Source organism: Thioalkalivibrio sp. ALE22 (assembly GCF_000381445.1).
In the GTDB taxonomy this organism is placed as follows: Bacteria; Pseudomonadota; Gammaproteobacteria; order Ectothiorhodospirales; family Ectothiorhodospiraceae; genus Thioalkalivibrio.
Window position 1 is genome coordinate 88683 of the sequence record NZ_KB906507.1, and the last position, 26912, is coordinate 115594.

Annotated in this window: 23 protein-coding genes; 18 read left to right on the forward strand and 5 right to left on the reverse strand. The window is 68.4% G+C overall.

The window, feature by feature from the left end; genetic code table 11:
* Positions 1-34 precede the first annotated feature (34 nt).
* The 12 genes from hscA (at position 35) to F793_RS0109890 (ending at position 12600) form a co-directional block, all read left to right on the forward strand.
* The gene (gene hscA, locus F793_RS0109835; RefSeq protein ID WP_018880474.1) at positions 35-1918 is read left to right on the forward strand and encodes a Fe-S protein assembly chaperone HscA; all 1884 of its coding nucleotides are present in this window, start codon (positions 35-37) and stop codon (positions 1916-1918) included.
* A 4-nt stretch (positions 1919-1922) separates the two neighbouring features.
* Complete coding sequence (gene fdx, locus F793_RS0109840) at positions 1923-2261, forward strand: ISC system 2Fe-2S type ferredoxin (protein WP_018882530.1); 339 nt, start codon at positions 1923-1925, stop codon at positions 2259-2261.
* Between the two features lie 14 nt (positions 2262-2275).
* Positions 2276-2479, forward strand: coding sequence for a Fe-S cluster assembly protein IscX (iscX, locus tag F793_RS0109845; RefSeq protein ID WP_018866822.1), 204 nt, complete (start codon positions 2276-2278; stop codon positions 2477-2479).
* Positions 2480-2841: 362 nt separating this feature from the next.
* Positions 2842-3273, forward strand: coding sequence for a nucleoside-diphosphate kinase (gene ndk, locus F793_RS0109850; protein ID WP_017942415.1), 432 nt, complete (start codon positions 2842-2844; stop codon positions 3271-3273).
* A gap of 113 nt (positions 3274-3386) precedes the next feature.
* Positions 3387-4520: a bifunctional tRNA (adenosine(37)-C2)-methyltransferase TrmG/ribosomal RNA large subunit methyltransferase RlmN gene (locus tag F793_RS0109855; RefSeq protein ID WP_018866821.1), complete on the forward strand. Its 1134-nt coding sequence runs from the start codon at positions 3387-3389 to the stop codon at positions 4518-4520.
* Positions 4517-5287, forward strand: coding sequence for a type IV pilus biogenesis/stability protein PilW (pilW, locus tag F793_RS0109860; protein WP_018866820.1), 771 nt, complete (start codon positions 4517-4519; stop codon positions 5285-5287). The genes F793_RS0109855 and pilW overlap by 4 nt, the downstream gene beginning before the upstream one ends.
* Positions 5284-6465, forward strand: coding sequence for a helix-turn-helix domain-containing protein (locus F793_RS0109865; RefSeq protein ID WP_018878913.1), 1182 nt, complete (start codon positions 5284-5286; stop codon positions 6463-6465). Before pilW ends, F793_RS0109865 begins: the two co-directional genes overlap by 4 nt.
* Positions 6466-6509: 44 nt before the next feature.
* The gene (gene hisS, locus F793_RS0109870; RefSeq protein ID WP_018882531.1) at positions 6510-7790 is read left to right on the forward strand and encodes a histidine--tRNA ligase; all 1281 of its coding nucleotides are present in this window, start codon (positions 6510-6512) and stop codon (positions 7788-7790) included.
* A 37-nt stretch (positions 7791-7827) separates the two neighbouring features.
* Positions 7828-8442, forward strand: a complete 615-nt coding sequence (locus F793_RS0109875; RefSeq protein WP_018882532.1) for a tetratricopeptide repeat protein — start codon at positions 7828-7830, stop codon at positions 8440-8442.
* Positions 8443-8731: 289 nt separating this feature from the next.
* Entirely contained in the window at positions 8732-9892 is a 1161-nt protein-coding gene (gene bamB / locus F793_RS0109880; RefSeq protein WP_018878358.1) for an outer membrane protein assembly factor BamB, read from the forward strand.
* 49 nt (positions 9893-9941) lie between these two features.
* Positions 9942-11402 (forward strand): ribosome biogenesis GTPase Der, encoded by a 1461-nt coding sequence (gene der / locus F793_RS0109885; RefSeq protein WP_018882533.1) that lies wholly within the window; start codon positions 9942-9944, stop codon positions 11400-11402.
* Between the two features lie 7 nt (positions 11403-11409).
* Positions 11410-12600, forward strand: a complete 1191-nt coding sequence (locus F793_RS0109890) for an aminotransferase class I/II-fold pyridoxal phosphate-dependent enzyme (protein WP_026280891.1) — start codon at positions 11410-11412, stop codon at positions 12598-12600.
* 14 nt (positions 12601-12614) lie between these two features.
* On the opposite strand, the gene F793_RS0109895 is transcribed toward F793_RS0109890, so the two are convergent.
* Positions 12615-14006 carry a sodium-dependent transporter gene (locus F793_RS0109895; RefSeq protein ID WP_018882535.1) on the reverse strand — a complete coding sequence of 464 codons (1392 nt, stop codon included), beginning with the start codon at positions 14004-14006 and terminating at the stop codon, positions 12615-12617.
* 15 nt (positions 14007-14021) lie between these two features.
* The gene (locus F793_RS0109900; RefSeq protein ID WP_018882536.1) at positions 14022-15659 is read right to left on the reverse strand and encodes an alpha-D-glucose phosphate-specific phosphoglucomutase; all 1638 of its coding nucleotides are present in this window, start codon (positions 15657-15659) and stop codon (positions 14022-14024) included.
* Between the two features lie 114 nt (positions 15660-15773).
* On the opposite strand from F793_RS0109900, the gene F793_RS0109905 reads away from it, so the two are divergent.
* Entirely contained in the window at positions 15774-16256 is a 483-nt protein-coding gene (locus F793_RS0109905; protein WP_018866811.1) for a DUF1249 domain-containing protein, read from the forward strand.
* Between the two features lie 26 nt (positions 16257-16282).
* Here the strand turns inward: F793_RS0109905 and F793_RS0109910 are convergent, their stop codons facing one another.
* Positions 16283-18424 (reverse strand): EAL domain-containing protein, encoded by a 2142-nt coding sequence (locus tag F793_RS0109910; RefSeq protein ID WP_018878353.1) that lies wholly within the window; start codon positions 18422-18424, stop codon positions 16283-16285.
* A gap of 15 nt (positions 18425-18439) precedes the next feature.
* Positions 18440-20572, reverse strand: coding sequence for an HDOD domain-containing protein (locus tag F793_RS0109915; RefSeq protein ID WP_018882537.1), 2133 nt, complete (start codon positions 20570-20572; stop codon positions 18440-18442).
* A 231-nt stretch (positions 20573-20803) separates the two neighbouring features.
* On the opposite strand from F793_RS0109915, the gene F793_RS0109920 reads away from it, so the two are divergent.
* Positions 20804-22258: a MinD/ParA family protein gene (locus tag F793_RS0109920; protein ID WP_018882538.1), complete on the forward strand. Its 1455-nt coding sequence runs from the start codon at positions 20804-20806 to the stop codon at positions 22256-22258.
* 16 nt (positions 22259-22274) lie between these two features.
* Here the strand turns inward: F793_RS0109920 and F793_RS13780 are convergent, their stop codons facing one another.
* Positions 22275-22451 carry a PLDc N-terminal domain-containing protein gene (locus F793_RS13780; RefSeq protein ID WP_018878923.1) on the reverse strand — a complete coding sequence of 59 codons (177 nt, stop codon included), beginning with the start codon at positions 22449-22451 and terminating at the stop codon, positions 22275-22277.
* A 198-nt stretch (positions 22452-22649) separates the two neighbouring features.
* Between F793_RS13780 and F793_RS0109930 the strand changes: the two genes are divergently transcribed.
* The 4 genes from F793_RS0109930 (at position 22650) to F793_RS0109945 (ending at position 26454) form a co-directional block, all read left to right on the forward strand.
* Complete coding sequence (locus tag F793_RS0109930; RefSeq protein WP_018866806.1) at positions 22650-23099, forward strand: YaiI/YqxD family protein; 450 nt, start codon at positions 22650-22652, stop codon at positions 23097-23099.
* Positions 23100-23490: 391 nt separating this feature from the next.
* A complete protein-coding gene (locus tag F793_RS0109935; protein ID WP_018866805.1) occupies positions 23491-23835 on the forward strand; it encodes a hypothetical protein in 345 nt (114 codons plus the stop codon).
* A gap of 51 nt (positions 23836-23886) precedes the next feature.
* Positions 23887-24213 (forward strand): non-heme iron oxygenase ferredoxin subunit, encoded by a 327-nt coding sequence (locus F793_RS0109940; protein WP_018866804.1) that lies wholly within the window; start codon positions 23887-23889, stop codon positions 24211-24213.
* Between the two features lie 270 nt (positions 24214-24483).
* Entirely contained in the window at positions 24484-26454 is a 1971-nt protein-coding gene (locus tag F793_RS0109945) for a DUF1631 family protein (protein ID WP_020610541.1), read from the forward strand.
* The last annotated feature ends 458 nt before the right edge of the window (positions 26455-26912 follow it).

Here is a 26912-nt window from a genome sequence, read left to right on the forward strand (position 1 = left end):
CCCGCCGCGCCCGTGTGAAGGAGCCGAATACCCGATGGCGTTATTGCAGATCACCGAACCCGGAGCCGAGTCCGCGCCGCACCAGCGCCATCTCGCGGCCGGGATCGACCTCGGCACGACCCACTCGCTGGTCGCGACCGTGCGCAGCGGCGAGGCGGACACGCTGCCCGACGAACAGGGTCGGCATATCCTGCCGTCGGTGGTGCACTATGCCGCAGATGCGGTGAGCGTGGGGCATGCGGCTGCCGAGCACGCCGCAGATGACCCGCACAACACCATCGCCTCGGTCAAAAGGCTGATCGGGCGCGGCGCGGCGGACGTCGCCACGCTGTCCGGCGAGCTGCCGTTCCGGCTGAAGACCGGCGAGTCCAGCGTGCCGCGCATCGAGACCGCCGCGGGCGACAAGACGGCGGTGGAGGTGTCCGCGGAGATCCTGCATACCCTGCGCCAGCGGGCCGAGGAGACCTTGGGCGACGAACTCGAAGGCGTGGTGATCACCGTGCCCGCGTACTTCGACGATGCCCAGCGCCAGGCCACGCGGGACGCCGCACAGCTGGCCGGCCTGAATGTCTTCCGCCTGATCAGCGAGCCGACCGCGGCGGCTGTCGCCTACGGACTGGACCAGGGCGAGGAGAACACCATCGCCGTCTATGACCTGGGCGGCGGGACCTTCGATATCTCCATCCTGCAGCTGCGCCGCGGGGTGTTCGAGGTGCTGGCGACCGGCGGCGACTCGGCCCTGGGCGGCGACGACATTGACCGCGCCATCGCCGACTGGCTGCTGAACCAGGCCGGCATGGCCGGAGAGACCGATCCGCAGCGCCTGCGCCGCGTGCTGCTGGCCGCCCGCCAGGCCAAGGAGGCCCTGACCGATGCCGCGAGCACCCCGGTCGAGGTCGGGCGCGCCGATGGCGCCACCTGGTCCGGCGAGCTGGATCGCGACACCCTGGTGGAGCTGGCGCGGCCGTTGCTGGAGCGCACCATGGCCGCCTGCCGGCAGGTGCTGGAGGATGCCGGTCTGGAGCCTGGCGCCATCGACGAGGTGGTACTGGTCGGTGGTTCCACCCGCATGCCGGCGGTGCGTGAGGCGGTGGAGGGATTCTTCGGCCGCACCCCGCACGCCGGCATCGACCCGGACCGCGTGGTCGCGATCGGGGCCGCGCAACAGGCGGACATCCTCGCCGGCAACAAGCCGGATACCGAACTGGTGCTGCTGGACGTGATCCCGCTGTCGCTGGGGCTGGAGACGATGGGCGGTCTGGTCGAGTTCATCGTCCCGCGCAACACCACCATCCCGGTCACGCGGGCGCAGGAGTTCACCACCTTCAAGGACGGCCAGACCGCGATGTCGCTGCACGTGGTGCAGGGCGAACGCGATGTGGTCGATGCCAACCGCTCGCTCGCCCGGTTCACATTGTCGGGCATCCCGCCGATGGTCGCGGGCGCGGCGCGCATTCGCGTGACCTTCCAGGTGGACGCCGACGGCCTGCTGAACGTAACGGCACGCGAGCAGACCCAGGGTGTGGAGGCGCATATCGAGGTCAAGCCGAGCTACGGCCTGACCGATTCCGAGATCGAGCAGATGTTGCGCGATTCCGCCTCCTCCGCGCGCGAGGACATGGAGGCGCGGCGCCTGCGCGAGGAACAGGTCGAGGCCGACCGCGTGCTCGAGGCGCTGGACGCCGCGCTGGAGACGGACGGTGACCGCTACCTCGAGGCCGCGGAACGCCAGACCATCGAGCAGGCGCGCGACGCCCTGCGCGCCGAACGCGAGAAGGGGGTCGACCCCGACGCCATCGAGGCGGCGCGCAAGCGCGTGGAGCAGGCTTCCGAGGCCTTTGTCGCGCGGCGCATGAATGACAGCATCCGGCGCGCGCTCGCCGGACACAACGTTAGCGAATACGACGCAGGGAACTGACACCATGCCCCAGGTAATCTTTCTGCCCCACGAGGAAATCTGCCCGGAGGGGGCCTCCATCGAGGCCGAGCCGGGCATCAGCATCTGCGATCTCGCCCTGAAAAACGGGATCGAGATCGAACACGCCTGCGAGAAGTCCTGTGCCTGCACGACCTGCCACGTCTACGTGCGCGAGGGGCTGGACAGTCTGGAGGAGGCCACCGAGGACGAAGAGGACATGCTCGACAAGGCCTGGGGCCTGGAGCCGGACTCGCGGCTGTCCTGTCAGGCGGTCGTCGCGGACACGGACCTCGTGGTGGAACTGCCGAAGTACACCATCAATCAGGTCTCCGAGAACCACTGAGCGAGGGAAAGGCGATGAAGTGGACCGATACCCAGGAAATCGCGATGCAGCTGGCCGACGAACACCCGGACGTCGACCCGCGCAATATCAACTTCGTGGACCTGCGCCAGTGGGTGATGAACCTGCCGGACTTCGACGATGACCCCAACCGCTCCGGCGAGCGCATCCTCGAGGCGATCCAGGCCGCCTGGATGGACGAGGCCGACGTCGACGACTGACGACCCAAGCCTGGTTTCGTATCAGCGCCCTGAAGGTCAAGAGCGGTTCACAGGAAGGTTTGAAGATTGGAAGAATTCAACGGTGCTTCGCCCCGGCAAGAGCCACCCGATCGCCACACATAATGATTCCTTCCAGTCTTCCCATCTTCCTGTGAGTCGCTTTTGACCTTCGGTACGACGCTGGCGGTGCACTAAGGTCTTGGCGCGGTCGATTGCCGTGGGCGTGGGAGGTCGATAGACTACGCGCCGCACGTTGTGTCCGCGTTGATTTTGCGTTGGGAACCCGCTGTTCGGCGGGTTCTCTCGTTTTCAGGGCGGGCCCGGCGACCGATCTTCAAACCCAGTAGCAGGAGAGCCGCCCCATGGCCGTTGAACGCACCCTTTCTATCATCAAGCCCGACGCCGTTGCCAAGAACGCGATCGGCGACATCATCGGCCGCTTCGAGAAGGCCGGCCTGAAGGTCGTTGGCGCGCGCATGATGCACCTGAGCCGCGAACAGGCCGAAGGCTTCTACGACGTGCACAAGGAGCGCCCGTTCTTCAACGATCTGGTTGAGTTCATGATCTCCGGTCCGGTGCTGGTTCAGGTCCTGGAAGGCGAGGACGCCATTGCCAAGAACCGCGACATCATGGGCGCGACCAACCCGAAGGAAGCGGCCCCGGGCACCATCCGCGCCGATTTCGCCGTATCCATCGACGAGAACGCCGTGCACGGCTCCGATGCCCCGGAGACCGCCGAGCGCGAGATCGCCTTCTTCTTCGGTGACGACGGCGTCTGCCCGCGCACCCGCTAAGACGGTCCGCACCGCATGTGCTGCGGGGTCCGGTTGCACCGCGCGCCGGGCCCCGTAGGCAGGCATCCCTTCGGCACAGTACACTAGGGGACTTGAGCCAACCGGTCCCTGATATGGCAAGCGCATCCTCCACCCCCCTGAATCTGCTGGGCTACAGCCACCAACAGCTTGTCGAGCTGCTGGCGCAGTGGGGTGAACCGCGTTTTCGTGCCACCCAGCTCGTCAAGTGGATCCATCAGCGCGGGGTCACCGACTTCGAGCAGATGACCGACGTCTCGCGCAAGCTGCGCGAGCGCCTGGCGCGCGAGACCGAGATCCGCGTCCCCGAGATCGGGCTGGAAAAGGCCTCCGCCGACGGCACCGTCAAGTGGGTGCTGCGGCTCCCCGACGGCAATGCCATCGAGACCGTCTTCATCCCCGAGGGCGGGCGCGGCACGCTGTGCATCTCCTCCCAGGTCGGCTGCGCGCTCGACTGCACCTTCTGTTCCACCGCTCAGCAGGGTTTCAACCGCAACCTCACCAGCGCCGAGATCATCGGCCAGGTGTGGCTGGCCATGCAGCGCCTGCCGGCGCCGGAAGGGCGCAAGCGGGCGGTGAGCAACGTGGTGCTGATGGGGATGGGCGAGCCGCTGGCCAACTTCGACGCGGTCGTGCCGGCCTGCCAGCTCATGACCGACGACAACGCCTACGGCCTGAGCCGGCGGCGCGTGACCCTGTCCACTTCCGGTCTGGTGCCGGCGCTGGATCGTCTGAGCGAACACACGGATGTCGCGCTGGCCGTCAGTCTGCACGCGCCGAATGATGCGCTGCGCGACCGTCTAGTGCCGATCAACCGCAAGTACCCGATCGCCGAGCTGCTGGACAGCTGTCGCCGCTATGTGGAGGCGACCGATGCCCACAGTGGCGTGACCTTCGAATACGTGCTGCTGGCCGGGGTCAACGACCAGCCGGAACATGCCAACGAGCTCGCCGGACTGTTGCGCGGTATTCCCGGCAAGATCAACCTGATTCCGTTCAATCCGTTCCCGGGGGCACCGTTCGACCGCCCGCGGGAGGCCGATGTGCTGGCCTTTGAACGACGGCTGCAAAAGGCCGGCTACGTCACCACCGTGCGGCGTACCCGCGGGGATGACATCGATGCCGCCTGCGGCCAGCTGGTGGGCCAGGTCGAGGACCGTACCAATCGCGGGATGCGCATGTTCCGCCTGCACGCCGAATTGCCACAGACGGATCGGAGGGCTTCATGACGGGACGCGCGGGTTGGCGCCTCGCCGCGGCGTTGACGCTGGCGCTGGTGCTGGGGGGCTGTGCCGCCACGGCCGACCGGCCGGTGTCCGGCGAGCGCGAGGAGGCCGCCGAGGTGCACGCCGAGCTCGGGATCGGGTATCTGCGCGAGGGCGAGTTCGAACAGGCCGAACGCAACCTGCGTCGGGCGCTGGACTATGACCCCGGCGATGCCCTGGCCAATATCGGCATGGCCGCGGTCCTCGAGCGCAAGGGCCAGCTGGATCGCGCCGAGGAACATTACCGCCGGGCCCTGCGCCGTGACGAGGGCAACCCCTTCGCCCAGACCAACCTGGGGGCGTTGTTGTGCAGCCGCGAGGAATTCGACGAGGCGCAGGCCCTGTTCGCGCGCGCCATCGACAATCCGGATTATGACCGCCGCGACATCGCCTACATGAACTCCGGCGTCTGCCACGCCGATGCGGGCGATACCGAGCAGGCGGAGCGCCAGCTCCGTCAGGCGCTGGAGATCAATCCCGGCTATCCCCGCGCGCTGCTGGAGATGGCCCGGCTGACCTACCAGGACGGCCGGCCGATGCAGACCCGCGCCTTCCTGCAGCGGCTGGACAGCCAGGGTATCGAGAGCGCCGAGACCCTTCTGCTGTGCTATCAGGCCGAAACCGCGCTGGGCAACAGCCGCGCGGCCAATGCCTGCGCCGAGCGCCTGAGCCGTCAGCATCCGGACAGCGACGAGATGACCGAGTTGCGGCGTCTGGAGCGTGAAGGATGAGTGATCCGCGCGACAAGGAACCGGACCTGGGGCGGGTCGAGGACGTTGACGATTCGACCACCAACGTCGCCCCCCTGCGTACCGAGGGGAGCGACCCGGACCCCGAGCCGTCGTTCTCGGCCGCGCACGGCCTGACCACGCGCGACCGGCCCGCCGAGGCCGAGGCAGAGACGCCCGGGGGCGAGAACGAGCCCGGTGCGAGTCTGCGCCGTGCCCGCGAGGCCGCGGGCCTCGATACCGCGACCCTGGCCAGTCGGATCCACCTCGGGCGCGGCACACTGGAAGATCTCGAGGCCAATCGCTTTCATCACATGCCGCCGGCCTACGTACGCGGGTACCTGCGCTCCTGTGCCCGCGAGCTGGGGGTGGACGCGGGACCCTGGATCCAGTCGTTCGAACAGCACGGGCTGGTGGATCCCGAGCTGCAGGCGGTCGCGACTCCCTCGGCGCGGGCACGCCGGCGCCGCCGCAGCCGCGGGATCTACTGGCTGGCACTGTTGCTGCTTGTGGCCCTGCTGGGGCTCGGGGTCTATGCCTGGAACGAGCGCACGGACGCGCTCGGCCTGCCGTCCATCAACCTTGGGGACGCCCGGGAAGCTGTACAGGGGCTTGCGGATCCGGCGTTGACGGACGAAGAACCGGCCGGGGTGCCGGATGGTGAAGCCGCGCCCCCGGAAGCGCTCCCGACCGAGGGCGGAGCGGAGGGTAGCGCGGCGGCCGAGGCCGCCGAAGCCGAGCCCATCGAGTCGGGCGAGGGTACCCCTGACACTGGCATTGAGGATGGCCAGACCCTCGCGATCACGCCCGAGTCCCTGACCGAGCGTGTGGCCGTGCCGGAGGAACCGGTCACGCCCGAGGTCGCGTCCGAGATGGCCTCGCTGCCGGAGGCCGAAGCCCCGGCCGAGACGTCGCCGGCCCCGGCGGACACCGCAGGGGGCGCCGAGCTGGTGCTGGAGTTCTCCGAAACCTCCTGGGTGGAGATCCGCGACGCCGCTGACGAGGTCGTCCTGACCGGCGTTCTCAGTTCGGGGGATCGCGAGACGCTGCGCCTGGAATTGCCAGGCCGTGTGATCCTCGGCAACGCCGAGGGGGTCTCGCTGACACTGGATGGCACGCCCGTCGATCTCGAGCCGCATATTCGGAGCGACCGCACCGCGCGCTTCGACCTGGAAGGCTGACGCGGGATCTGCCCGCGCGGCCATCACGTACAAGAAAAGACATCATGAAAGCGATCAAGTCGATCCGCGGGATGCACGACATCCTGCCCGAGTCCGTTCACGTCTGGCAGCACCTGGAAGACACGCTGCGCGAGGTCCTGGAGGGCTACGGCTACCATGAAATCCGCATGCCGATCGTCGAGGCGACCGAGCTGTTCAAGCGTTCCATCGGGGATGTCACGGACATCGTCGAGAAGGAGATGTACACCTTCGATGACCGCAACGGCGACAGCCTGAGCCTGCGCCCCGAGGGCACGGCCAGTTGCGTGCGCGCGGGGATCCAGCACGGGCTGCTGCACAACCAGGTGCAGCGGCTGTGGTATCTGGGGCCGATGTTCCGCCACGAGCGGCCGCAGAAGGGGCGCTACCGCCAGTTCCACCAGGTCGGGGTCGAGGTCTTCGGTCTGCCGGGGCCGGATGTGGACGCCGAGATGCTGGCGATGACCGCGCGCCTGTGGCGCATGCTGGGGCTGGCCAACGTGCGCCTGGAGCTGAACACCCTGGGGACGCCGGAAAGCCGCCGCCGGTACCGCGACCATCTGATCGCCTATTTCGAACAGCACCGGGAGGCCCTGGACGAGGAGGCGCAGCGTCGGCTCTACGACAACCCGATGCGCATCCTCGACAGCAAGCACCCAGAGACCCGTGCGATCGTCGCCAACGCCCCCAGCCTGATGGACGACCTCGACGAGGCCTCCCGTGCCCATTTCGATGCCCTGTGCGCGCACCTCGATGCGCTGGGCATCCCCTACGAGCACAATCCGCGACTGGTGCGCGGGCTCGATTACTATACGCACACCGTGTTCGAGTGGATCACCGACGATCTCGGTGCCCAGGGCACGGTCTGCGCCGGGGGCCGGTACGATGGCCTGGTCGAGCAGCTGGGGGGGCGCGGGACCCCGGCCATCGGCATGGCCATGGGCCTGGAGCGCCTGGTGGCGTTGCTGGAGGCCCGCGAGGAGGCCCCCGCCGCGCCCGGACCCGATGCCTACCTGATCGTCGGGGGCGACGAACTGGTGGGGCCGGCGCTGCAACTGGCCGAGGCGCTGCGTGGCGAGCTGCCCGGCTTGCGCCTGGTCCAGCACTGTGGCGGCGGCAGCTTCAAGTCGCAGATGAAGCGGGCCGATCGCCTCGGCGCCCACTACGCCCTGGTCCTCGGGAGTGACGAGCACGCCGCGGGCACCGTGACGGTGAAGCCGTTAAGATCGCAGGGAGGCGAGCAGGTAGCCGTGGAGCGTACCGCACTGGCCGATCATCTCCGTACAGCGCTGGCGAAGCGGTCGTAACCGCGCCAGCGCGGATCCAGCAAGAACAAGGAACAGCATGAGCGATCTCACCGACGAAGAAAAAGCCGAACGCATCAAACAGTGGTGGGCGGACAACGGCCTTGCGATCGTGGCTGGCCTGGTCCTCGGGGTCGCCGGCCTGTTCGGCTGGAACTGGTGGAGCGATCGGGAAGAAACCCGCGCCCAGGCGGCCTCCGAGATGTATCAGGCCCTGCAGGTGGCCGGCCAGACCGGGCAGACCGATCGCGCCCAGGAACTGGCCGATGCGATCATCGAGCAGGGCCGGGGCACGCCATACCGTGCGCTGGCCTGGGTCTACCGCGCGGATGTCGCCATTGCCCAGGACGATCACGCCACGGCGATCAGCGCCCTGCAGGCCGCGCGCGACGCGGCCCCCGATCGGGGCTACCGCGAGGTGCTGACCCTGCGTCTCGCGCGCCAGATGATCCTGGCCGAGCGTCTGGACGACGCCGAGACCACCCTCGCGGATGTGCGCAGTGAGGCCTTCAACGGCCTGAAGCGCGAGCTGCAGGGCGATCTCGCCCGTGCTCGCGGCGATCGCGAGGGCGCCCGGGAACATTACGAGGCGGCCCTGGACGCGGGCCACAGCCCCGAATATCTGCGCCTGAAATACGAAGAGCTTTCCGTTTGAATGAGGGGGGACGGAGTCTGTCGGACTTGGAACTGATCGGCTGCGCGCGTGGGAGAACGGCCCCTTTTTCCGGTCTCTCTCGTTACATAGTGCCCACTATGCGCCCGAGAGGCCGAAAAAATGGACTCGCTCTCCCGCCACGCTCGCGACGATCGCCCGAATCCGACAGACTCCTGGGCCGCCCGTCGTTCGCGCGCACCCGCGACACGAACGCGAGTGCGTACATAAACCTTTGTTTCCCTAGAGGATCTGTCGCCCGATGTCAGTGCCTTACCTTGCAAGTCCGGCCATGCGTCTGCTGATTGCCGGCGCCCTGATCCTGTCCCTCAGCGCCTGCGGGCTGTGGCAGCGTGATACCACCGAGCCCCCGGCCGAACTGCCGGAGTTCGAGGCGGAAGGACAGCCGGAACGGCTGTGGTCGCGCTCGGTGGGCAGCGGCGGCGAGCGTTTCCTGTGGCAGGTCTACCCGGGGATCACCGACGACCTTGTGGTGATGACCGACGCCGGCGGACGTGTCTCCGGGCTGAATCCGGAGAGTGGCAGCCAGCGCTGGCAGGTGCGCCTGGACGACGCCCGAGTCTCGGCCGGTGTCGGGGTTGGCGCAGACCTCGCGGTGGTCGGGACCCTGGACGGCTATGCGATCGGCGTGGACCTGGAAGGGGGCGGGGAACGCTGGCGCGCCGCGCTGTCCAGCGAGGTGCTGGCCGTCTCGGACGTCGCTGGCGGGCTGGTGGTCGTGCGCACCAATGACGGCCGTCTGCATGCGCTGGACGCCGCCTCGGGCGCGACCCAGTGGACCGCGCTGCGGACCACGCCCTCGCTGAGCCTGCGCGGCGCCCAGCGCCCGCAGATCACCTCCGGACGCGTGCTGGCCGGGTTCGACAACGGGCGCCTGCTGATGCTGGGGCTTAATCGCGGCAATGTCCTGTGGGAGACCACGCTGGGCATCCCCAGTGGTCGCACCGAGGTCGAGCGCATGGTAGACGTGGACGGCCATATCCCGCTGTATCGCGGTGCGGCCATTGCCGCGAGCTATCAGGGCCGGCTGGCCGCGCTGGATCTGAATTCCGGCGAGCTCTTCTGGACCCGCGATTTCTCGTCCTACCAGGGCGCGGATGTGGACACCGACTCCGACGTGCTGGTGGTGACCGATGCCGAGAGCCACGTGTGGGGCCTGCAGCCGCGCAGTGGCGGCGACCTGTGGCAGATGGACGGGCTGCGCCTGCGCGGGGTAACGGCGCCGGTCGTGGTGGGACCGCATGCGATCGTCGGCGATTACGAGGGCTACCTGCACTGGATCGATCTCGAGGATGGGCGCATCGTCGCGCGGCTGCGCGCGAGCTCGGGTTCCGTGGTGACCCGCCCGACGCTGGTCAACGGGACGCTGTACGTGGTGACCGACAACGGGCAACTGACCGCGGTGAACCCCGCGATTCGGGGCGCCGAGTGAGCCCGCTTAGGCCAGCCGGCTCTGGGTACCGCGGGGGTCGGGAACGCCGATGATCCCGGTGATCGCGCTGGTCGGGCGCCCCAACGTCGGCAAGTCCACCCTGTTCAATCAGCTCACGCGCTCGCGTGATGCCCTGGTGGCCGATGTCGCGGGGCTCACGCGGGATCGCCAGTACGGCATTGGCAAGGTGGGCGACTTCCCCTACCTGGTGGTGGACACCGGCGGCCTGTCGGGCGAGGGCGCGGAAATGGACCGCGCGATGGCCGAGCAGACTCGGCGCGCGGTGGCCGAGGCCGATCACGTGCTGTTCCTGGTGGACGCCCGCGATGGCCTGACGCCGCAGGACCAGGCCATCGCCGACCAGCTGCGGGCGGCCGGTGTGAAGGCCCGGGTGGTGGTGAACAAGACCGACGGTCTGGACGCCGACTCGGTCAGTGCCGAATTCTACGCGCTGGGCCTGGGCGCGATCACGGCCATCGCGGCCGCCCACGGGCGGGGCGTCCAGGGCCTGATGCAGGGCGTTCGCAAGGACGTGGCGGCGGCGCGCCGCGCGGCGCTGGAGGCCGGCGGCGATGAGGCCAGTGAAGCGGCGTCCAGCGACGGGCTCGACGAGGCCTCGCAGCAGGCGGCCCTGGACGACTGGCCGGGCATCCGCGTGGCGATTGTCGGGCGGCCCAATGTCGGCAAGTCGACCCTGGTCAATCGCATCCTTGGTGACGAGCGCGTGGTCGCCACCGATGTCGCGGGGACCACCCGCGACAGCATCTTCGTACCCTTCGAGCGTGACGGCACCGACTACACCCTGATCGATACCGCCGGTGTGCGGCGCCGGGCGCGGGTGCACGAAGCGATCGAGAAATTCAGCGTGATCAAGACGCTGCAGGCGATCGAGGCCGCGCATGTGGTGATCCTGGTGGTCGATGCCCAGTCCGGGCTGTCGGACCAGGATTCGCACCTGCTGGGCATGGTGATCGAGGCCGGGCGCGCGCTGGTGCTGGCGGTCAACAAGTGGGATGGCATGGAGGACCATGCGCGCGAGCGCATCCGGGACGAGCTGGACCGCCGCCTGGGGTTTGTCGACTTCGCCCGCATGCGCCTGATTTCCGCACTGCACGGCACCAATGTCGGGCACCTGCTGGACGATGTGCGCGAGGCGCATGCCAGCGCCTTTCGCAAGGTCTCCACGCCGGAACTTACGCGCCTGCTCGAGGCCGCGGTGGCGGAGCATGCGCCGCCCATGGTCAGCGGCCGCCGGATCAAGCTGCGCTACGCCCATCAGGGCGGGCAGAATCCGCCGGTGATCGTGGTCCACGGCAACCAGACCGATTCCCTGCCGGGCAGCTACAAGCGCTACCTGGAAAACTTCTTCCGCAAGCACCTCAAGCTGGTCGGGACGCCCCTGCGCCTGGAGTTCCGGTCCGGTCGCAATCCGTATGCCGGCCGGCGCAACAAGCTGACTCCGCGGCAGCAGCAAAAGCGCAAGCGCCTGATGCGGCACGTGCGCCGCTGAGTCCATGATGACCTCGGCGCCTCTCGCCAGCCCGGCCCATGACCCGGACCTGTCGGCATTCGCCAGGGTGGTCGAGCCGTTCCGCGTGATGGACATCCTCGCCCGGGCCCAGGAGGCCGAGCGCAACGGGCGCGATATCATCCATCTGGAGGTCGGGGAGCCGGATTTCCCGACGCCGCCTCCGGTGATTGCCGCCGGTCGTGCGGCGCTGGCCGCCGGGGATACGCGCTACACCCCCGCCCACGGGACCCGCGCGCTGCGCGAGGCACTGGCCGCCGACTACCGTCGGCGCCACGGTGCCGATGTGGATCCCGAGCGGATCGTGATCACGGCGGGCGCATCGGCGGCGATCCTGCTGGCCCTGGCGGCCGGGGTGAATCCGGGCGAGGAGGTCCTGCTTCCGGACCCGGGCTACGCCTGCAACCGGCAGTTCGTCGCCGCGCGTGGCGCGCTGCCCGTGGGCCTGCCAGTGCACGCCGAGGATGCCTTCCAGCCGACGCCCGAGGCCATCGCCGGGGCATGGGGCGGGAATACCCGGGCGGTGCTGCTGGGCTCCCCGGCGAACCCGACCGGGACCTGCCTGTCGCGCGAACGCCTGACCGCGATCGTCGAGGTCGTGCGCGAACGCGGCGGGCTGGTGATCATGGACGAGATCTACGCCCAGATCGTCTTTCACCACGCCGAGCCCAGTGCCGCGGCCGGTTTCCCGGACGTGGTGGTGATCAACTCCTTCTCCAAGTACTTCGCGATGACCGGCTGGCGCCTGGGCTGGATGGTGGTGCCGGAGACCTGGGTGGACCCGGTGCGTCGCCTGGCGCAGAACCTGTTCGTGGCCCCGGCCACGATGGCCCAGACGGCGGCGCTGGAGGCCTTCACCCCGGCGACCGAGGCCCTGCTGCAGACGCAGGTGCGCGAGCTGGAACAGCGGCGCGACGTGCTCCTGGACGCGCTTCCGGGGCTCGGGCTCGAGGTCCAGGCGCGGCCGGAGGGGGCCTTCTACATCTATGCCGACTGTACGGCTCACGGACCGGACTCCGAGGCGCTTTGCGCGCGCATTCTCGACCAGGCCGGCGTGGCCCTGACGCCGGGTACGGATTTCAGTCCGACCCGGGGGCGAGATTACCTGCGGATCGCCTATACCCAGTCCGAGAGCCGACTGCGCGAGGCCGTGGAGAGATTGCAGACCCTGCTGGGTTAGTGACTCCAGATTTCCTAAAGGCGGGGCAGGTGGCTGCCGAAGGACGAGAGCTGCCAGAACAGCAGCAGGAGTGCGACGGGGGCCACGAAACGCAGGGTCCAGCGCCAGGTGGCCAGGACAAGCGTCCGGTGCGGCAGCTCCTGCGCCGCGATGTGCGCCGGGACCACCCAGCCTGCGAACACCGCGATCATCAGCCCGGAAAGGGGCAGCAGGATATTGATCGAGGTGTGTTCCAGCAGGTGGTAAAGCGTTGGCAGTTCGCGCCCAAGTAGCGTGATATCGATTTGCGCCCATTCCGCCCCGCTGAAGGAAAAAATGGTGATCAGGCTGCACGCCCCGATGCTCAGCGTGGCCGTAAGGGACGCCCACCAGTGCCCAAGCCCGAAACGTTCGTGGAGCAGGTGCACGAAGACCTGAACGCCGGTGATCATCGTGCCGAAGGCGGCAAGGCCCAGCATGACGAAGAACAGCACGGTCAGGAGCGCGCCGGCCGGGATCGCGCTGAGCGCCAGGGGCAGGGCTTCGAACATCAGAGCGGGGCCGGCCGTGGGATCGAGATCGAAGGCGAATACAACGGGAAAGATCGCGAGCCCCGCGGTCAGGGCAATCAGGGTGTCCGCGATTGCGATGCCGGCGGCGGTGCCGCCGATCGAGATCTCCTGTGGCAGGTAGGCCCCGAACATCATCAGCACGCCGGCCGCGAGGGTCATGGTAAAGAAGGCATGGCCGACGGCGATCAGCAGGCTGCGCGGCTCCAGCGCCGCGAAATCGGGCCAAAACATGAAGGCGGCCGCGCTGCGGACGTCGCCGATCCACAGGCCGCTGGCCATTGCCAGCAACAACAGCGCGAACAGAAGGGGCATCAGGACGCTGACGCTGCGTTCCAGGCCGCCGCGCAGCCCCAGGCCGAGGATCAGAAAGGTGGCACCGATCCCGAAGGTCGTCCACGACAGCATTCCGCTGGCCGAGGTGGTGGTGGCCACGAAGACCGCCCGTACCTGTTCGCCATCGGCCTGGGAAAAGGCCCCGGCCGCCGCCTGCGGGATGTAGGAAAACACCCACCCCGCCACCACCACATAAAAGCCCATGATCACGAATGACGCTAGGATCCCGATCCAGCCCACCATCTGCCAGCCATTGTGCGCCCGGCTCTCGCGGGCTACGGCCAGCGCCGCATAGCCCGGTGACCGGCGCCCGCGCCGGCCGATCATGACCTCGGCCATCATGACCGGGATACCGATTACGGCAATCGCCGCGAGGTAGACCAGCAGGAACGCACCCCCGCCGTTCTCGCCCAGGATATAGGGGAACTTCCAGATGTTGCCCAGCCCGACGGCCGAGGCAGTGGCGGCCAGCACGAAGGCATAGCCGTGCCGCCAGCGGATGCGGGTGGCGGTGATATCCATGCCGCGTGGGCCCGGTCAGGTGATGACGTCGGGTTTCTCGCGGCGGGTCAGGCCGGGGATGTCGCCGAGCCGGGAGGCGGCCTCGATCAGCGGACGCAGCAGTTCCTGCGGGTCGGCATCGAGGTGTTCCGGATGGGTCTCGTGCTGCTCGATGTACAGGCGCAGCGTGGCGCCCTCGGTGCCGGTGCCGGACAGCCGGAAGACGATGCGGGCACCGCTCTCGAACAGCACGCGCAGGCCCTGGTGCTCGGTCAGGCTGTTGTCCACCGGGTCGCGGTAGGCGAAGTCGTCCGCGCGCGCCACGCGCATGCCGGCCAGGGATTGCCCCGGCAGCACCGAGAGCTGTTCGCGGATGCGCGCCATCACCTGTTCGGCGCGGTCGCTCTCCACGGCCTCGTAGTCGTGCCGGGTGTAGTAATGGCGTCCGTACTGGCGCCAGTGATCGCGCACGATCTCCTCCACCGACAGGCGCCGGGCCGCCAGCAGGTTGAGCCAGAACAGCACGGCCCACAGGCCGTCCTTTTCGCGCACGTGGTCGGAACTGGTGCCGAAACTTTCCTCGCCGCACAGCCGGATGCGTCCGTCGTCCAGCAGGTTGCCGAAGAATTTCCAGCCGGTCGGGGTCTCGAAGCAGGGGAGGTCCAGCTTTTTGGCGACCACGTCTACGGCCTGACTGGTAGGCATGCTGCGCGCCACGCCCTTCAGGCCGTCGGCAAATGCCGGGATGTGGTGGGCGTTGGCCGCCATGATCGCGAGGCTGTCCGAGGGCGTGACGAAGAAATGCCGGCCGAGGATCATATTGCGGTCGCCGTCACCGTCCGAGGCGGCGCCAAAATCCGGGGCATCGCGGCCGTACAGGGCCTCGCGCAGCTCCCGCGCGTGCGACAGGTTCGGGTCCGGGTGGCGGCCACCAAAGTCGGCCAGCGGCTCGGCGCGCAGGATGGTCTCGGCCGGGGCCCCCAGGCGGTTGACCAGGATCTCCTCGGCATACGGGCCGGTCACGGCATGCATGGCATCGAAGCGCATGCGGAAGTGATCGGAGCGCAGGAGTTCGCCGATGCGCTCGAAGTCGAACAGGGTGGCCATGTAATCGGCATAGGTCCCGACCGGATCGACCACCTCGACGGCCATGTCGCCCAGCTGTCCGGTGTGCAGGTGATCGATGTCCACGTGCTCGGTGCCATTGGCGATGCGGTAGTGCTGGATGCGGGTGCTCTGCTCGAAGATGGCGTCGGTCACCGAGGGCGGAGCGGGGCCGCCGTTGGCGGTGTTGAGCTTGACCCCGAAATCGCCCTCCGGGCCTCCCGGGTTGTGCGAGGCAGACAGGATCAGGGCGCCCGTCGCCCCGCGCGAGCGGATGAGGTGCGATGCGGCCGGGGTCGACAGGAGGCCGGCGTGCCCCACGGCGACCTCCTTCACACCGTTGGCCAGGGCCATGCGCAGGATCAGCTGGATCGCCTCGCGGTTGTGGAAGCGCCCGTCGCCACCCAGGAGCAGTTCGCCGTCCTTCAGGTCGGGACAGGCGTCGAAGATGCTCTGGATGTAGTTCTCGAGGTAGTGCGGCTGGCGGAACTGGCGGACGCGCTTCCGCAGGCCGGAGGTGCCGGGCTTCTGGTCGGAAAAGGGCCGGGTGGTGACGACGCTTATGTCCATGGGGTCGCGGATCCTTGTTGGTCGATTCGAAGGTACCAAAAACCCCGGGGGGTGTCCCGCCTGGCACTACTGGCGCTCGCGGCGAAGCCGCCCTGGCCTGTTAGACTGCGCGACATGTTGCTGGAGCGTCAGACCCCGTCCCACCTGGAACCCAGGCCCGAGAGCTTCGCGGCACTGATGGAGATGTACGAGGAGAACTACCTCGCGCTGCGCCGTCTGTGTCCCGAACTCGAGCGGCAGCCGGTGCGTTCGGTCTCGCGGGTGGCGGGCGCGCTGGATCTGTACCTGGAGGTGCTGGAGCGCACCCGCTATACCACCACGCTGCACCTCACCTACCGGTTCGATCATCAGGGTGAACGCCGCGAGCAGCCAGACATGCGCGTGCGCCTGTTCCATGACGCGCGCCAGGCCGAGGTGCTGGAGCTGCACTGCCGGACCATCGGGGACGGTGCCGTCCCGGAGATGCTGAGCGGCCACCCGGGCCTGGTCTGTCGCTGGCGGCACAACCGGTTCCTGTACAAGTGGCTGCGCTACTGCCTGCGCCAGGGGCACCGCTTCCTGGCGGATACCGAGTCGCAGGTGGCCGCGGTCGAGTAGGTCGAGCAGGCGGTCGTGGTCGCGGCCTACTGACAGGCCACGGGCCGGGGCGCGATCGCGTCGTTCTCCAGCAGGCGGTGCAGCGGGGCGGGCTGACCGAACAGGAAGCCCTGCATCATCGGACACTCCAGCTTGCGCAGGTAATCGCGGTGGGCGTCGGTCTCCACCCCCTCGGCCACGATGTTCATGTTCAGGCCGCGCGCCATGGAGATGATCGCGTTGACGATGCAGGCCTCGTCCTCGCGGCAGATGGTCTGCGTGAAGCTGCGATCGATCTTGAGGGTATGGATCGGCAGCTTCTGAAGGTAGCTGAGGGACGAGTAGCCGGTGCCGAAGTCGTCCACCGCGATCTGCACGCCGGCGGCCCCCAGCCGGTTCAGTTTGTGCACCGTGTCCGGGGTGTCGCTCATCAGCAGGTTCTCGGTGATCTCCACCTCCAGCAGATCGGGCGGGAAGCCGGCCTCGCCCAGGATGCCCAGGAAGTCCTCGACGAAATCGTCGCGCTCCACCAGTACGGGGGAGAGGTTCACGGCCAAATGTAGTTCCGGATAGCCCGCCTGCATGTGCTGCTGCACCTCGCGAATGGCGGTGCGCAGGGTCAGGCGGTCGAGATCCACGATCAGGCGGGTGTCCTCGGCGACCGGGATGAACTCGGCCGGGCCCAGCAGCCCCAGTTGCGGGTGGTCCCAGCGAATCAGCGCCTCGACGCCGACCATCTGGCCGGTTTCCGTGTCGACCTGAGGCTGATAGAGGATATGGAACTCGTCGCGCTCCAGGGCGCGGCGCATGTCCTGTTCCAGCTGCAGCCGGCGCGGGGGATGGCCGCCCATGTCCGGGCTGTACACGCGCACCCCGGTCTTGCCGGTGCTCTTTTCACGGTACATCGCGATGTCCGCGTTCTTGATCAGGGCCTCGAGGTTGTCGCCGGCATCCGGGTAGATCGCGATGCCGATGCTGGCGCCGACGAACAGTTCGTGGTCGCCGATCTGGAACGGGGCCTGCAGGCTCTCCAGGATCTTCTCGGCGACCTGGATCGCGGCCTCGCTGCTGGCCAGGCCCGGGATCAGCAGGGTGAACTCGTCGCCGCCGAAGCGCGACAGCGTGTCCCCCTTGCGGATGCAGCCCTGCAGGCGCTGCGCCACGCCCTGCAGCAGGCGGTCGCCGACCGTGTGCCCGAGCGAGTCGTTGATCACCTTGAAGCGGTTCAGGTCGATAAACAGCACGGCCAGCTGCGTGCCGGAGCGATGGGCGTGGGAAATGGCCACATCCACGCGGTCGCGAAACAGGGCGCGGTTGGGCAGGCGAGTGAGCAGGTCGTGGTAGGCCTGGAAGTTGATGAAGGCCTCGGATTCCTTGCGCTCGGTGATGTCGCGGGCGGTGCCGTAGGTCAGCGCCTCATGCCGGCCATCGGCGTTTTCGTCCCCGGCCCCGTTGGGCCACACCGCGACCTCGAAGAAGTGCCGGGTGTGGGACGGGCGCGCCGGTTTCAGGGCGAGTTCGACGGAGCGGATATGGGCCTGGCGGCGGGTGGCCTGTTCGAAAAAATACGCGGCCTTGTCGCGGTCCTCGGGTTCGACCAGGTCCAGGATGGAGGACTCGAGCAGGTCCTGACGGGCATAGCCCAGCAGTTCGTGGACGCGCGAGTTCACGAAACGGAAGCGGTGTTCCGCATCCAGCACGAACACGATGTCGGGCGAGTTGTTCACGATCATGCGGTGCAGGCGCTCGGATTTCTCCAGACGCGCGCGCATGGCGCGGTTGGCGTCTTCCAGCGCCTTGTGCTGCAGCGCGTTGCGTACGGTCGCCAGAAGTTCGGCCGGTTCGTAGGGTTTTTTCAGATAGTCGTGCGCGCCCTCGCGCAGGGCTCCGGCGACGTCCTCCACGGTGCTGTTGCCGCTCACCACCACGGTCAGGGTTTCCAGGCCGGCGGCCTGCATGAAGCGCAGGACATCGAGACCGTCGAGTTCCGGCATGGCGAGATCGAGCAGCAGCAGGTCATAGTGCTTTTCGCGCAGGGCCTCGATGGCGGCGCCGCCACCCGGGGCGGTGCGTACGGGATAGCCTTCCAGACTCAGCAGGCCCCGCAGGCTTTCGAGCAGGCCGGGATCGTCATCGGCGATCAGGATGCGGACGGACTGCGGGTCGATCGGCGTGTCGCGGTCGGTCATCAAGGCCTCAGGGCGTCATGATTGCGTCATCCCTGATGCGTCCGCTGTCCCCGGTGTGACCAGGGGCAGGGTGATTTCGAAGCGCGTCCCGGCGCTTGTGCTGGTGAAGGTGAAGCCCGCACCGATCTCCTCGGTCAGGCGCTTGACGATGCTGAGCCCGAGGCCGGCATGGCCCGGCCCCTTGCTGGACGCCACCGGCGCGAACGCGGCGGCCTGGACCGCCGGTGGCAGGCCGGGTCCCTTGTCGGTGACCGACAAGGGCACTACGCGGCGGCCATTGACCGTGGTCGGGGCGCGGGTGGCGATACTGATCTCGCCACCGTTCTCCTGCGCCTCCGCGGCATTCTTCAGCAGGTTGGTCAGGATCTGGCGCAGGTGATCCGCCGACACGGACAGCGGCGGGTCCGAGGGGCTGAGGTCCAGATGGAGCTGGATGCCCCGGGTCCGGCACAGGGATCCGTCGACGATGTCCGCGACCTGGCGCACCAGTGCGTTCAGCGAGCCCGGTCCGGTCTCTCCGGTCGCGGCGGCCTCCGGATCGCGCAGGCGCAGCAGGATGCGCCCAACCCGGTCGATCTCGTCCTTGATGAGGCCCAGCTCGTGGCGGGCCTCGTGCTCCGCACCCAGCTTGTGGTGCAGCACGCCCAGGTAGTTCTGGATGATGCTGAGCGGGTTGCCAGCCTCGTGCACGGTCTCGCGGATGCGCTGCTCGGTCGTGTCCGTGTCTCGGGCCTCGGGGTGGGGCTGCGTCAGGGCGCGTGCGATCTCGCGGGTCAGGGAGCGGATGAAGTCGCTGCGGGGTTCCAGACCCTCCGCCTGGCCGTGCGTCAGCCCGAGGATCAGCACGCCGGCGGGCTGCTGTCCCTCGGCCAGCAGCGGAAAGCTCCACAGGCGTTCCGCCTCGCACAGGCGGAACAGCTGCTGGTCGATCACCGGGAGGCCGGCGGCGTTTTCCTCCTCGTGACGCAGGATTTCGCGGTCCAGCAGGGTGTCGGTGACCAGGCTGCGCCCGGGCAGCAGCGGCAGGGTGAAATCGGGTGTCTCGTCATCCTCTACCCAGGCGGAGACCGACTGCTGGTCGTCGTCGACCAGAAACAGCAGGCTCTGGCTCACGCCCAGGGTCAGAAACAGGGTGCGCCGCGCGGCCAGGCAGCGGTCCTGCAGGCGGGTCGCGCGGGCCATCTCCGCGTTGATCCGTTCCAGTTCGGTGAGGTCCCGTACCCGTGCCCCAAGGGCGCGTTCGGCTGCCCGGTCGTTCGATTCCGGCCCGTCCTGCGTCTCTGGACCCGGCGCGGGGGCGTCGAGATCGATCTCCAGCGAGCCGGCGATGCGCCGGACATCTTCGGCCACCCGTTCGCGCAGGGCCCGTGCCAGACCCTCGTTCAGGCCGAACAGCGTGTCGGCGGCGGCCAGCGCCGTTTCGTTGCAGGTGGCCTCGGTGCTGGCCGCGAGGGTGGCCGGAAGGCACGCCATGGCATGTGCCAGGTTCACCAGCTTCACCAGGTGGTGGGCATCGCGCACGCGTTCGGCCGGCTCCAGGTGGTAGCGCACGGCATCGGCCACGAAAGGGCCGAGGCCCCAGGTCTCCAGGCAATCACCGCCCAGCTCGCCGTAGTGGCACCCGAAGCTGTCGCGTTCCAGGGCCACCAGGTGCGGGTCATCCTCCGCCGCCTGCAGCAGGGGCCAGTAGTGGCCCTCGTCTCCGGCAAGCCGGATCAGGCGGCCGATGTCGATCAGCAACCCGGCCAGGTAGGCCTCTTCCGGGCGGGGGTAGCGGGTCAGGGTCGCGAGGACCTGGGCGAGGCTGGCGGTGGTCAGGGCGCGGCGCCAGATCACACGCAGGTAGCTGCGATGCCGGGGTGCGAACTCGCCGAACAGCTGCTGGATCGCCGCGGTGAGGGCCAGGCTGCGCACCGTGTCCAGGCCCAGGCTGAACAGGGCGCGGTCGATGGTGCGGCAGGGCGAGCCGCGGTAGTAGAAGGGGGAGTTGGCGGCCTGCAGCAGGCGGCCGGACATCCCGGCGTCCTGCAGGATGGCGCGGGCGAGGGACTGGAAATCGGCTTCATCTGCCTGGGTGGCATCGAGAACGGGGATCAGCGCCTGGGGCAGGCTGGGTAATGCGTCCGTTGCCGTGTTGACCCTCGCCATGCTGTTCCCCGGAGACGCTGTAGCCGACCCGCCGTCTCAGTTGCCCGAACCGCGAACCCGGTGTTGGCACCGTGTGGCGCCTGCGCGCCGGGCCGCTCTTGATAACCGACTATACTGTGCGGTATTCGGACACGCTACCGGACGGGGTAGACCGGCCGTGAGTTCGCCGTCATCCTTTACCGATCAGGGTTTCCTCAATCCATGCCGATGAGTGCCATGCAGGGAGCCGCAATGTCCGATCGCAGTGCCTCGGCGGATCCCCGATCCGCAGCGGTGGCGCGGCCACGGGTCCTGGCCGTGGCCAGTGGCAAGGGTGGCGTGGGCAAGTCCAGCCTCGCGGTGAACCTCGGGATTACCCTGGCGCGCCGGGGGCGGCGGGTGTGCATCCTCGACGGCGACACCGGGCTGGCCAACGTCAACATCCTGCTGGGGCTGCGTCCGCAATGGGGGCTGCCCGAGGTGCTGGCCGGGGAATGCGGCATCGAGGAGATCCTCCTGGAAGGGCCCCATGGCCTGCGGATCATCCCGGGCGCCAGTGGCATCCGCGAGTACGCCGAGCTCTCCGAGGCCCACCAGCAGCGCCTGGTCACGGAGCTGGCGCGCATCGAATCGGATTTCGACGACCTGTTGCTGGACACCGCCGCCGGCATCGGCGACACCACGCTGGACTTCCTCGCGGCCAGCCATCAGGTCCTGCTGGTGCTCACCCCGGAGCCGACCTCCCTGACGGACGCCTTCTCCCTGCTGAAACTCGCCTTGCGCCGGCAGGCGCTGGATGTACGGGTGGTCGTCAACATGGTCGCGGACGTTGCCGAGGCGCGCAGCGTGTTCCAGCGCTTCGGCAACGCGGTGGAAAAATACCTGCATACGCGGGTCGATTTCCTGGGTTTCGTCCAGCGCGACGAGAGTCTGCGTACGGCGGTCACCCTGCAGCACCCGGTCGCGCTGTTTGCCGAGGGCGATCCGTCGTTCCGCCCGTTTCAGCGCCTGGCCAACGCGCTGGACGACGACCCGCCGCAGGGGCCCGACGCGGCCTTCAGCCGCTTCTGGCGCGGGCGGCTCGAGGGGTCTCCACCTGCTCCCCGATCCGCTGCCGGTTCCGCCGGGGATGACGGATTCGAAGCCACGGCCCCGCCGGCAACGGCGGTCCAGGAAGCTGTGGATTCCCCGGCCGGCGAGACGCCCCCGCCGGAGGTGGATGCCGACCAGAGCCTGGCCCCGTTACGCCGGGCCTTCGAGAACGCGCTGGAGGTGGCGGACCCGGAAGCCCTGGCCGAGGTCCTGAACACCCTGCACGAGCAGTACCGGGCGCGCACGGGGCGACCGGCCATCAAGGGGGGTGCGCCTTCGGTCGATGCGCCGTCGGAAGAGGCGGCCAGCCCCGAGGTTGCGGAGGATGTCGCGCTGGGTGAGGCGCTGGGCCCCGCCGATCCGCCGAGGCCGGCGGCCCCTGCGGAGCGGGATGCCGTTCCGGCTGCCGATACGCGGACGTCCGACCCGCCACCGGACTTCGGCTGGCGTGCTGCGGACCCGGACCCGGACCCGGGTATCCCGGGGCGGCAGCGGACATCCCGTGCCCCGGGCTTTGATCACGAGCGGTTCGGATCCCAGGAAGCGCTGCTTGCGCGGCTACGCGAACTGGAGGGCCGGGACGTAGACCTGGCGGCGTTTCTGCGCCGCCTGTGAAGGGCGCGACGGGCGCCTATCGGGGGCCCAGCAGCAGCCAGGCGATCAGCCCCAGAAGCGGCAGGAACAGCAGGATCAGGATCCACAGCAACTTGACGACCGGGCCGGCGGGGCTTTGCGCGGTGCGCACGATCGCCCAGATGACGATCAGCAGCCAGACGAGGCCCAGAATGCCGGTAACTTCGATGCCCATGGGATGCTCCTTGCGGGTTGGATGCGTGGCCCGACCGGAACGCACGCCCTGTTTGAAGGCAGGAGCAGGTCTCTCCTGTTCGGGTCCCTGATAACACGGGCTTGTGCGGGTGCCAACTCGGGCGGCGAAAAATGTGCCGGGCGCCGCGAACCGATACCCTGTGCCGCAACCGTCATTGAACGCCCCGGAAGGAGGCCCATGAAGATCTGGGTGGATGCGGACGCCTGTCCCGCTGTGATCAAGGAAATCCTGTTTCGCGCGGCGAAGCGGACCGGGACACCGATGACCCTGGTGGCCAACCAGCCGATGCGTACGCCGCCGTCCAAGCTGATCGACTCCATCCAGGTGGGTGCCGGGTTCGACGTGGCCGACAACGAGATTGTCCGGCGCCTCGCGGCGGGCGACCTGGTGATCACCGCCGACATCCCGCTGGCCGCGGAGGTGATCGAGAAGGGCGGCCAGGCGCTCAATCCACGCGGCGAGCTCTATACCCGCGACAACATCCGCGAGCGCCTCAGCATGCGCGATTTCATGGACACCCTGCGCGGGAGCGGCGTGGATACCGGCGGTCCCGCGGCCCTGGGCCCGCGCGACCGCCAGGCCTTCGGCAACGCCCTGGACCGCTGGCTCGCCCAGCACGCCCGCTAACGCCCGGCGCGCCGCAGGGCCTAAACCCGCAGTTGCCGGATCAGCCTGAGGGTCTCCTCCGCCAGTTCCACCCAGTCTTCCCGTGGAGCGAGGTGTCGCCGTTCGCCCGGGTCCAGTGCCCCCGTGGCCTTCGGGCCGGCGCTCGCGCGAGGCCGGGTCATTCGCGAGGGCGAGCGGGAGCGGTTCTGATGTGCCGAATTCATGCGAGGGAGCGTCCCTGTCGGGTGCGTGTGCGGGTCGTCATTCCCGGGTAACGGCAGCGAACCGTCTCGCTTGAGCCTGTGATTCGCGGGTGAATCGGCACGACGAATGCCCCTTTCGTTAGGCTGTATGGAGAAGGATGCGGCATGCGCCGTGAGCGGAACCGGGAGAAACGATCGTGTGGAAGGGGATGAAGGCCCTGATTCTGGGGTTGGTAGCGTCAGCCTTGTTGGTAGCCTGCGGTGGCGAGCGCGTGGCGCCGGTAACGCTGGAGCAACTGGCGGCGTCGGCTCCGGCGTTCGACGGCGAGCTGGTGGAAACCGAGGGAGTGGTGAACCGCTTCGACGATCCCGAGCATTACTGGCTCGAGGACGACGCCATCAACCGGGTGGCGGTCACCCCCGGTTCGGCGGTCCGCGACCACCTGGGCGAGAACCTGCGCGTAGTCGGGCGCTTTTCCTACCACCCGGAAGAGGGCCGGCGCATCGAGATCGATCCGGCCGCGACTGCAGCCCTGAGCGCATCCGCCCGCTGAACGAATCTGTATACCTGGCTCCGGGAAGCCGGATTGTTCAATGGAGACGCAATGACACAGTGGATTGACGTGGCCCCGGTCGGGACGATCGAGGATGGAGATCATCGTCTGGTGGAGACGGCGGATACCGAGGTCGCGATCTTCAACCTCGGGGGCGAGTACTTCGCGGTGGAGAACCTCTGTACCCACGAGGATGTGCCCATCGCCGACGGCGAGATCGACCCCGACGACTGCATTACCTGTCCGATGCACGATGCCCAGTTCTGTCTGCGCACCGGCGAGGTCATGGAGCCGCCGGCGGAAGAGCCGCTGACCCGGTTCCCCGTGCGCATCGAAGGCGACATGGTCCAGGTGGGCGCGCAGCCACTGGACGACTGAATCGGGCTAGGGAGAAGCTGATTTAATCGCGCGCAAAAGCGACTCGATCGCGAGCGTGTACCTTGATCAGTGTTTCCGTAGGATCGAGCCGGAAGCTGCCCCGGATGCTCTGCTTTTGCCGCGCCTGTACACTATTGGGTGCCTCACGTTGAACTTACGGGGGCAATCGCGCGGCTAGACGAGGGCACCCAAGCAATGGCAGGCACGGAGCAGAAAGGCCGGGAAGGCCCGGGGGCCGATCCAGCGAAGCTTTGGTCGGGACTGGCTGGATTGTCGGATGCGCAGCGCCAGCAACTGGCGCGTGGCATCGTTCCACGAGTGGCGGACCACCTCGACCGCTGCCTGGAGGCGATCGCCCGGGACTGGACCGCCGGCGGCAAGGATTCCGAAAGCAGCGAGTGGGCCAACCAGCTTCAGGGCTATCAGTTCGTGCTGCGCCGCCAGTTCGAGGAGGCCCTGGAACGGGACTTCCTGGCCACGACCTATCCCCCGAAGTACGAATTCTCCGGTTCCAGCTACGCGGGCGACAACTCCGGGTTGCAGATCCTGGACGATTACCAGTCCACCCGCCGCTCCCTGCGGCACAAGCTGGAAGGGCTGGTCCGCGAGCACAATCGCTATTCCTGGTTCGTCTTCCTGCAGGCGGCGCGCGAGGAGGATCGCTTCGAGCACCCCGGCTGGGCGCCCTGGTCGCCGCTGAACTGGTACGAGCGCCTGATCGAGACCGCCGAGGCGCAGTTCGGCCGTACCGACATGACCCTCGATCTGATGCGCGGGTATGTGCGCTGCCTGGGCAGCACCGCCGCGACGACCCTCGCCTTCGTGGTCGAGACCGTCGAGTCCTGCGGCCTGGTCCGCGAGCCGGTTTCCGAGGAGCCGGATGGCGATCTGGACCGGCCGGCGGCCCGCGCGAGCTGGGGCGCCGCCAGCGCCGAACCGGCCCCCGATGGCGCGCCGCAGCCCGCGACCGAGGCAGACGAGGCGGCCCCGGCGGGAGCCGGCGGTGGCGTGGGCGTGGCGGCCCGCGCGCCGATGCCCGCGGCGGATGCGGCCCCGGAGGCCTGGCAGCAATGGGCGGCGTCCTCCGGCTGGCTGCCGGCCGCCGGCGGGGCGGGCATGGGCCCGGCGGCGAGTGCCGGTGGCTCGGCGGTCGAGGCCTCCCTGGAGGACGTCATCACGGGTGTGCTGGCCGGCGTGTTCTCCGAGGTGTCGCGCCAGCTTGAGTGCCATCCCGAGTTCCGCGCGGTCATGCTGAAGCTGCAACCGCTGCTCGCGCGCGTGGTCAGCCGCGATCTCGAATTCTTCCACGACCCCGCCCACCCGCTGCGCGAATGGGTGGGCAGCCTGATCAACAGCGGCGTGCGCATCAGCCCCGACAACGGCGCGGAGGATGCCGCGCTGGTCAAAGGCTATCTCGACGCGATGCGCCAGAGCGTCGAACGCCTGGAGAAGGAGGTCGATGTCCTTGATCGCGCCGGCGCACAGGCCCTGCGCGAGGCATGGGACACGGCCCTGGCGGAGCAGGACGCACACTGGCAGACGCGGGCGCGCGCGCTCGCCGAGCCGATGTGCGAGAAGGAACGCGCCGCCCGGGCCCGACGCACCCTGACCGTATGCGTGCTGGAGACCGGTGCCGAGCTGCCGGAACGCGCCGCCGAGCAGATCGCCGAGGCCTGGGAAGACCTGCTGGCCGTGGACGAGGCGGCCGTGCAGGTCCTGGACGCCGAGGTCCAGGAGGTGGTGCGGGCGATCTGCAACGGGGTCACCCCGCAGGAGGTCAATCCGCTGGTGCAGAAGATCGTCGCCACCGCCCGCGAGCACGGTGCCGACGAGGCGCGCATCAAGGCGGTGGTCCAGCACCTCGGGCAGGCGCACCTGCAGCGTATCCGTGCCGCGGCCGATGAGCCGCGCTTCGACCCGCAGGCACGCATCCAGGCGCGTCGCGCCACGCGCCTGGAGGACGACGACCCGGATCTGCTGACCGATCTCGACGACCCCTGGGTCTTCGATGCCAGCCGGATGCGCACCGGCGAGTGGTTCGAACTGGTCGACAAGGCCAGCGGGCAGCTGCACCGCATGGGCCTCGTGTGGCGCGGCGAGGCCACGCGCGGCTATCTCTTCCTGTCGCTCGACCAGGGCGCCAGCCGCCGCCATTCCCTGCAGGGCGTCGCGCAGGAGCTGCGCGAGGGCCGCATGCGCCCGCTGCCGACCGACAACCCGCTGGATGCGCTACTGGGCTGATTCGGATCCCGCCTCTCACGAGGTCAAGGGCGTTTGGCACCACGAAGCGCACGAAGGCACGAAGAAGGGCAAGGGCGGTTTACAGGAAGGTTTGAAGGTTGGAAGGGATGATGGGCTGGAGGGCCTGGGGCTCGCAGGGTTTCGGCGAGTCGCCTTGCCCCGGAAGGCTTGCCTCCGAGATGAGTGATGCCGGAAGAATCGATCCGGCCGTTGTTATTCCTTCCAGCGTCCTTCCCTACTTCCTGTAACCCGGCTTTTGCAGTTCTCTGTGCCCTCCGCGCTCTCTGTGGTGAAAAATGCCTTAGGAGACACTGATTGAATCGCACGTCCGCGTTGGTGCCCCCCAGTTGTTCGAGACAAACGTTCCGAGACAAGGCGCGTCGTGCAGCGGGTAGTGGTTCTACCCGCAAGCGGCGCAACGCAGGATCGGGGAACAGGGGGCACCAACCCCACAAGCC